Source organism: Periweissella fabaria (genome assembly GCF_918814575.1).
Taxonomy (GTDB): Bacteria; Bacillota; Bacilli; order Lactobacillales; family Lactobacillaceae; genus Periweissella; species Periweissella fabaria.
Genome location: NZ_CAKKNS010000005.1, coordinates 134829 through 141167 on the forward strand (window position 1 = coordinate 134829; position 6339 = coordinate 141167).

At 42.2% G+C, this 6339-nt stretch carries 6 protein-coding genes; 2 read left to right on the top strand and 4 right to left on the bottom strand.

From position 1 onward, the window contains the following. Positions 1-26: 26 nt before the first annotated feature. The 3 genes from LQZ75_RS06630 to LQZ75_RS06640 form a co-directional block, all read right to left on the bottom strand. Positions 27-1415, bottom strand: a complete 1389-nt coding sequence (locus LQZ75_RS06630) for a methyl-accepting chemotaxis protein (protein ID WP_230097050.1) — start codon at positions 1413-1415, stop codon at positions 27-29. A gap of 228 nt (positions 1416-1643) precedes the next feature. After that, on the bottom strand, positions 1644-3506 hold the full coding sequence (locus LQZ75_RS06635) for an FAD/NAD(P)-binding protein (RefSeq protein WP_230097051.1): 1863 nt from the start codon (positions 3504-3506) through the stop codon (positions 1644-1646). Positions 3507-3539: 33 nt separating this feature from the next. Then, positions 3540-4175, bottom strand: a complete 636-nt coding sequence (locus tag LQZ75_RS06640) for an NAD(P)H-hydrate epimerase (RefSeq protein WP_284707426.1) — start codon at positions 4173-4175, stop codon at positions 3540-3542. Positions 4176-4278: 103 nt separating this feature from the next. Here LQZ75_RS06640 and LQZ75_RS06645 point away from each other — a divergent pair, with 103 nt between their 5' ends. Next, positions 4279-4605 carry a hypothetical protein gene (locus tag LQZ75_RS06645; protein ID WP_230097052.1) on the top strand — a complete coding sequence of 109 codons (327 nt, stop codon included), beginning with the start codon at positions 4279-4281 and terminating at the stop codon, positions 4603-4605. A gap of 20 nt (positions 4606-4625) precedes the next feature. Further along, complete coding sequence (locus tag LQZ75_RS06650; RefSeq protein ID WP_230097053.1) at positions 4626-5540, top strand: NADP-dependent oxidoreductase; 915 nt, start codon at positions 4626-4628, stop codon at positions 5538-5540. Positions 5541-5590: 50 nt separating this feature from the next. Here LQZ75_RS06650 and LQZ75_RS06655 read toward each other — a convergent pair whose 3' ends face one another. Next, positions 5591-5743 (bottom strand): hypothetical protein, encoded by a 153-nt coding sequence (locus LQZ75_RS06655; protein ID WP_168721768.1) that lies wholly within the window; start codon positions 5741-5743, stop codon positions 5591-5593. Positions 5744-6339 lie beyond the last annotated feature (596 nt).

Below are 6339 nucleotides of genomic sequence, written 5' to 3' on the forward strand. Positions count from 1 at the left end.
CGGTTTGTAACTACGCGCTAGGTTGGTTATTCAAAGACTACAAATTGCTTACTTAACTTATTAAGCTTGTCGGCCATATTTGATAAGTTACCGACGTTAGTACTGAAATTGTTCATGGTGCCTAGCACATCGTGGGCATTGGCAGAGACTTCTTCGGTCCCAGCGGAATTTTCTTCCGTGGCGGCTGAAATATTTTCCAAATTAGTGAGCACGGCGTTTTGAATGACGTTGATTTTGCTACTTAATTGTTCGATGGTATCGATTTTATCAATCAAGGCGGTGTTATTTTCAAAGACTTGATTTGTAGAGGTAATCGCTTCAGCAATCAAGGCCGATTGCTTTTCACCACCTTTAACGGATGCGGTTGTTTGTGCGACCATTTCGCTAGAGTGTTGTTGGACTTTGGTAATGATTTTGACGATATCTTTGGTTGACGCCTTACTTTGTTCAGCTAGCGTGCGAATTTCAGCAGCCACGACCGCGAACCCTTCACCCGCTTTGCCGGCACTAGCGGCTTCAATTGAGGCGTTCAAGGCGAGTAAGTTAGTTTGTTGTGAGATGCCGTTAATCACGTTAATGATTTGGCTGATATCTTGGATACTATTATTCATCGCACTGACCTTGTCTAAAAGGGTTTGCATGTTTTGTAACTCTTTTTCCCAATTAGCTTCAACACTTTTAGTTAATGATAAATTATTTTTGTTTAAACGGGATGATTGGTTAGATTTATCACTCATCAGCGTTACGAGTTGTTTTAATTCGCTGACAACTTCTGATAAGTCCCGCACTTGAGCGACACTCTTTTCAGTATCTTGTGCTTGGCTCCCAGTAACTTCGGCAATCGCCGTAATCGTGTGAGCCACATCATCAGTTGAAGCGTTCGTTTTGTGTGATAAGCTCAATAATTCGGTCGCATCGTTGGCCAAGTTTTGACTTTCGCTTTGAACTTCACGAATCGTTTTATCGATGGCAGCTAGCATCATATTAAAGTTGTAACTCATGCGCGCCATTTCATTACCATGCTCATCGGGCAACATTAACGTCGCGATTTTTTGGACATGTTTACTATGTGCTTGCTTTTCAGCGTCGGTAAATGGCCGAATCTTTTTTAATTGACCGTTGGCGATTTCGGTATATAAGTTTGAAAAGAATCGCGTAAAAATTAGGACACTCATGCCGGCGTAGCGTACCGCGATGGTTAAGCCGATGACAATGACGGCTAAAATACTCAAACAGATCCCCCAGTACATGCCGGTTTCTTGGGCATTGACACTCGCAGCGACCCCGGCTTTAGCCAACATCGCATGCATGACAAGATAGCCCGCCCCGACTAACACGATCATGGCAACGGTCATCCCAACGACAAATTGCCCCATTTTAGCTTTAACAATACTGTTCCCTGAATTTGTTAACATAATTGTTCCCCCAATTTATGCTCTAAATGTCTTTTTATAATAAAAATAAGTATTATATTTAAACAAAATAGCTATTTGTTAGATAATCTATTTCATTAAACAAATATAGATTAAACTTAATTAAAGTTTTATGCAAATAATACGCTCGTAAATTTGCAAAATTTTGGGTAAACAAATACCCCGCCTGAATTAGTTAAATTCAGACGAGGTATCTTTGGATGATTTAAATTAACGAACTTCCACAGCGGTTAAAATGGTCCGGGCAATGTTATCAGCATCGCGTAACATCCGGTCATTTCCATATGGGCGCGGAAGGGAAGTGGTGAACCACATGTACTTTTCAGTTGGAACCCCGTAAGCATGTAACCCAGCCATCCGGTGACCAGTACTGGTGATCAATTCAAATGTTTGGCGGTCAACAATTAAGGCCCCAGTTGAGTAAACTGATTGATCAGATAATAAGTAACTCGCACTCGTCATCACACCTTCATCACGCAAGTTTGCTTCCAGTGGATTCGTACTGCGGTGTAAATCAATCGCACCAAGACGCGCTTCCACTAAGTTTGTAACGATATACTCGTAATTAGGATTATCCGTTGAGACAAAGAACTTATCAGCGGTAATACCAACCTTTAAACCCGCTGGTGCGGCTTCTAGAATACCAGCTTCAATTAAAGCAAGCATTTGTTGAATTCGGATTCGCGGTGGTCCAACTGAGATCAAGCTTGAGAGGGCATTGAACTCGGTGAGGAACTTTTTGCGGTCATCGTTAGTAAACCCATTGCCCTCAATTAGAATCCGAATGTTATCCCGGATATCCCGAATTAAGTCAAATGCGGCCGTCAATGGGGCATCGAGATTACCTTTACCGGCATCTTCAACATCAAAAGCTAAGTAGCGTTCGATTAACGTTTCATAGTCGGTCGTCGTTTCATCTTCAGTCCCAAAGGGGTGGGTAACTTTTGCTAAGTCAAACAAATCACTAGCAGCAAAGCCAAATTCAAGGGCGGTCGCATTTAAATCGGTGCTGTTAACTAATTGGGCCGCTAACGCCGTGACATCCCAAGCCCGTTCTTTGGCCAAATTGGTGTAGTAAACGTACTCCATTTCAGCGACAAACAACGCTTTGAAAGTCGCATAGGGCACAGTTTGTTGGCCATTGGCAGTTAATTCCGCGAGTTTGGCTTCGGTTAAGAAGTGCGTCCGGTAACGCGTACCTTGTGTTTTTTGGTTAATTCCTTTGGCATGTAATGGTAACCCACTACGCGAACCAGCAATAATATGCGGTTCTAAGCCACTGGCATGGTAACGCAATGTGCCGGCACTCGTTGGTTCAAAATGGCCCCCACGTTGGATGGTCAATTGAATCATGTAGTCAAAGAAGCTTAAGCCTAAACCACGAATCACGACCGCTTCATCGGCTGGGATTGTGCTTAAATCCGCTTCAGCCGGGTGTTGGGCTTGAATGTAGTTGAGGTTATGTTCAGCTGCAAACGCCGCTAATTGGGCTTCTTCAGGCGTGGGCCGGTTACTTGAGTGGCCAAGCGCCATGACGACATGGTCTGCTGTGAAGTCACCAACATTAGTCACCACCGTGTAAGGCGGTTGGTCGTTATGAATATCTGTTACTTCAGCTTGGGTGTAGGTTAATTCAATCCCCGCTGCTTGGGCCCGTGTTTGTAATTGCTCGTAATACCAGTTGGCATAGAAGTTTAACAAGGCCCGACTTGGGTAGCTGTTTAACGTTAGATCATTTAAGTGGTTCAAAAAGTAACTCGCAGTCCCTTGATCTGCATGAGCGGCAAGGTAAGCGGGTGCTTCGGTTTGGACCCATTCATAGAAGTTAGGCCCATTGTGGACAGGACCAGCCATCGCAACGGCCTCATCTGTGAAAAAGGTTAATTGTTGAATCGCACTGTTCATTAAAAATAGTGGATTTTGATCGATACGCCAGACCCGGCCCCCAATGGCATAGGGGTCAATTAGCTGAATGCTTAAGCTATCGGTAGTGGCCTCGTGCTCATAGTTGCTGATTAGACGCTCGGCTAAGATGAGGCTCCGGGGCCCCGCACCGACGAGAATTGTCTTCATAATGTTTGGTACTCTCCTAATTTGCAAAATCGCTTAAAATTCTGGGGCATAAATCCCAATATCTTTGACGATGACTTTACCAACCCGTTTGCTGGCGTCACCGACGGTCAAGCCGACTTTCAAATATCCAAACGTAATCGTGGTATTGGCCCGAATCGCTGATCCTAAAATCTTACCAGTGGTCGCGTCTAATCCGGATGGAATATCGACCGCCACAACTGGTTGATTTGAAGCGTTAATTTTCTTAACGGCTTCGGATAACTTACCAGTGATATCACGCCTCAAACCAATCCCAAAGAGGGCGTCGATAATGAGGGTGTAATCACGGAAATCTTTGATTGAGTGGCCAATTTTGACTTGGTATTTGCGACAAATTGCCAATTGCTCTTTGTTAGCTTTTGATAATTTGCGTTCATCACCTAAGAGCAAGACTTTGACATCGATGCCTTTAAGGTGAAGGAGCCGGGCAATTGCCAAGCCATCACCCCCATTATTACCAGTACCGGCAACAATTAGGACCCGTGATAAATCAAAGCCCCCAGCGGCAATGGTGGCAATGACTGATAAGGCCGCCCGTTCCATCAATACCGCACTGGGCATCCCGATTGTTTCGATTGTATATTTGTCGTAAGCTTGCATCTGTTGAGCTGTTACTACAGTTGGTTCCAAAATGCTCACCTCTACTTCTTCGTTATTATTTCTAGAATCAATTCGGTTATTATTATACAATGAAATAAAGTAAGTAAAAACAATAAAGGTAGAATTAATTAAGATGGATAAAGATATCATTGCTGCCGATATGCCCGAATTAATGGAACAACTTGCATATTTGCAAGCGCAAGGTGAAGTAACAACGGCCCCGTTATTAATCATGGATACATTGTTACGGGGGCTCCAAGCAATTTTTGACGAAAAACTTGAAGGCCATTACTATACGGTGCGGCAAGTTGGTGATGACTTTGTTGTAACTGACTTTATGAAGCAAGAAGTGGGTACAATAACCAATGCTCAATTTGATTTTGTCACTGCCTTTGAAGCACAAGCCCCATTTTTATGGGATATGCTTGAACGTGAAGCGGTCAAAATTTTAGGGCGGTAGATAGATCCTGGAGGTCAATCATGGAAATGGAAGCATATGTATTACGTGAATTTGGGGACTTGGCCCATTTAGTTGAGTTGAGTACGCCAGAACCAACGATTTCGCCTAAGCAAGTTTTAGTGCGCCAATGTGCAATTGCAATCGAACCTTATGATGTTGCGTTTTGTGCGGGTCAAACTGATGGACATGCGCTACCAGTTATTCCAGGCTCAAGTGTTGCTGGTGAAATTGTTGCGGTTGGGGATGCTGTGACGGGGTATCATATTGGCGAGCGGGTAGTTGCTTCACGCTACCTCAAAACATATGGTGAGTATGTCCCGGTTAATCAACGTGAATTAGCCCGAATCCCAGCTGAAATGACGTATGCACAAGCGGTTAGTTTGGCTGTATCAGGTCAAACTGCTTACCAAATGATTCGGCACTATTTACAACCGATGCCTAATCAAACGATTTTAATTCATGGTGGTATGGGTAATGTTGGTCGTATTGCGGTTCAATTAGCTCAAAATACTGGTGCCCATGTTTATACAACTGCTAGTACCGCCAATGTTGCTAAGTTAAACAAATTAGCTGACATTACCGCGATTGACTATACAACGACGGAATTGGACACGCTTGGTGTCGAATTTGATTTAATTTTAGATACAATCGGTGGTGAAACGTTAGCCAAATCGTTAGCCGTGCTTAAAACAGGTGGTAAGCTAGTCTCAATTGTTGATGAACCAGAGACTACTAGAACTGATATTACGGCAACACAAGAGTTCTTAACTAGTTCTGGTACGGACTTAGAAGCGTTGTTGAATATGATTGTTAATGGTGTTTTGATGTTACCACCAATGGAAGTCGTACCAATGACGCTCGCTAATGTTCGCGTTGGGCATGAATTAGTTGGAGCAGGACGTTATGATCGTAAATATGTATTAGTATATGAATAGACAAAAAAACCGGCAACGATGATTCGTTACCGGTTTTTATTAACGACTAATTACTTAGCGTCTTTAGTAGGAAGGTCGCCCTTACCTTTAGCCCAAGCTGCGATTGCGTCAACTTCTGCGCGACGTTTTGCTTTAGCAGTATCGTTAGCAGGAGCAACGGGACGTGTGCCTGCCCATGAGTTATATGGTTTACGTTGTGCCATGTTTAATGTCTCCTCTCGTAAATGTACTACCGAATTATTTTAACGTATCTAGGACGTTTGTACAAGCAATAAACCAATTAATTGTTAGAAAAGTTATTGAAATTTGGGTGATTTTGTGATTTTTATAGCGTGTAATTAGGATTAAATATAAATGAAGTTAGGGTTATTGATTTAGATATTTAGTGTGTATACAATGAAGTAACTTTACAAATTAAATAGTTAAACAAATTATTTCGAAAAAAAGGTTGCACAAGATATAATTATGTTATATGATATTTAAGTTGTCTCGTAAGGACGTTGCAAAGCAGCCGACAAGCGGTATAACAATATTCAAACAACTATTTCAAAATTAATTCCAAAAAGTCGTTTACTTATTGAAATTAACAGAGTATAGTTAATATACGTTGCTTCGGTATGAAGTGACAACGTAGATCTTTGAAAACTGAATAAAGTTTTGACAATCAAATGTGTAAGTACTTTGAAATTAGATTTCAGAGTTAAACAAATTTGCGAATGTCAATTTCGCTAGTAAATTATGCTTCAAACATCTCCCCGATGTTTGAAGCGGATAACAAATGAGTCAACAGACATCATTT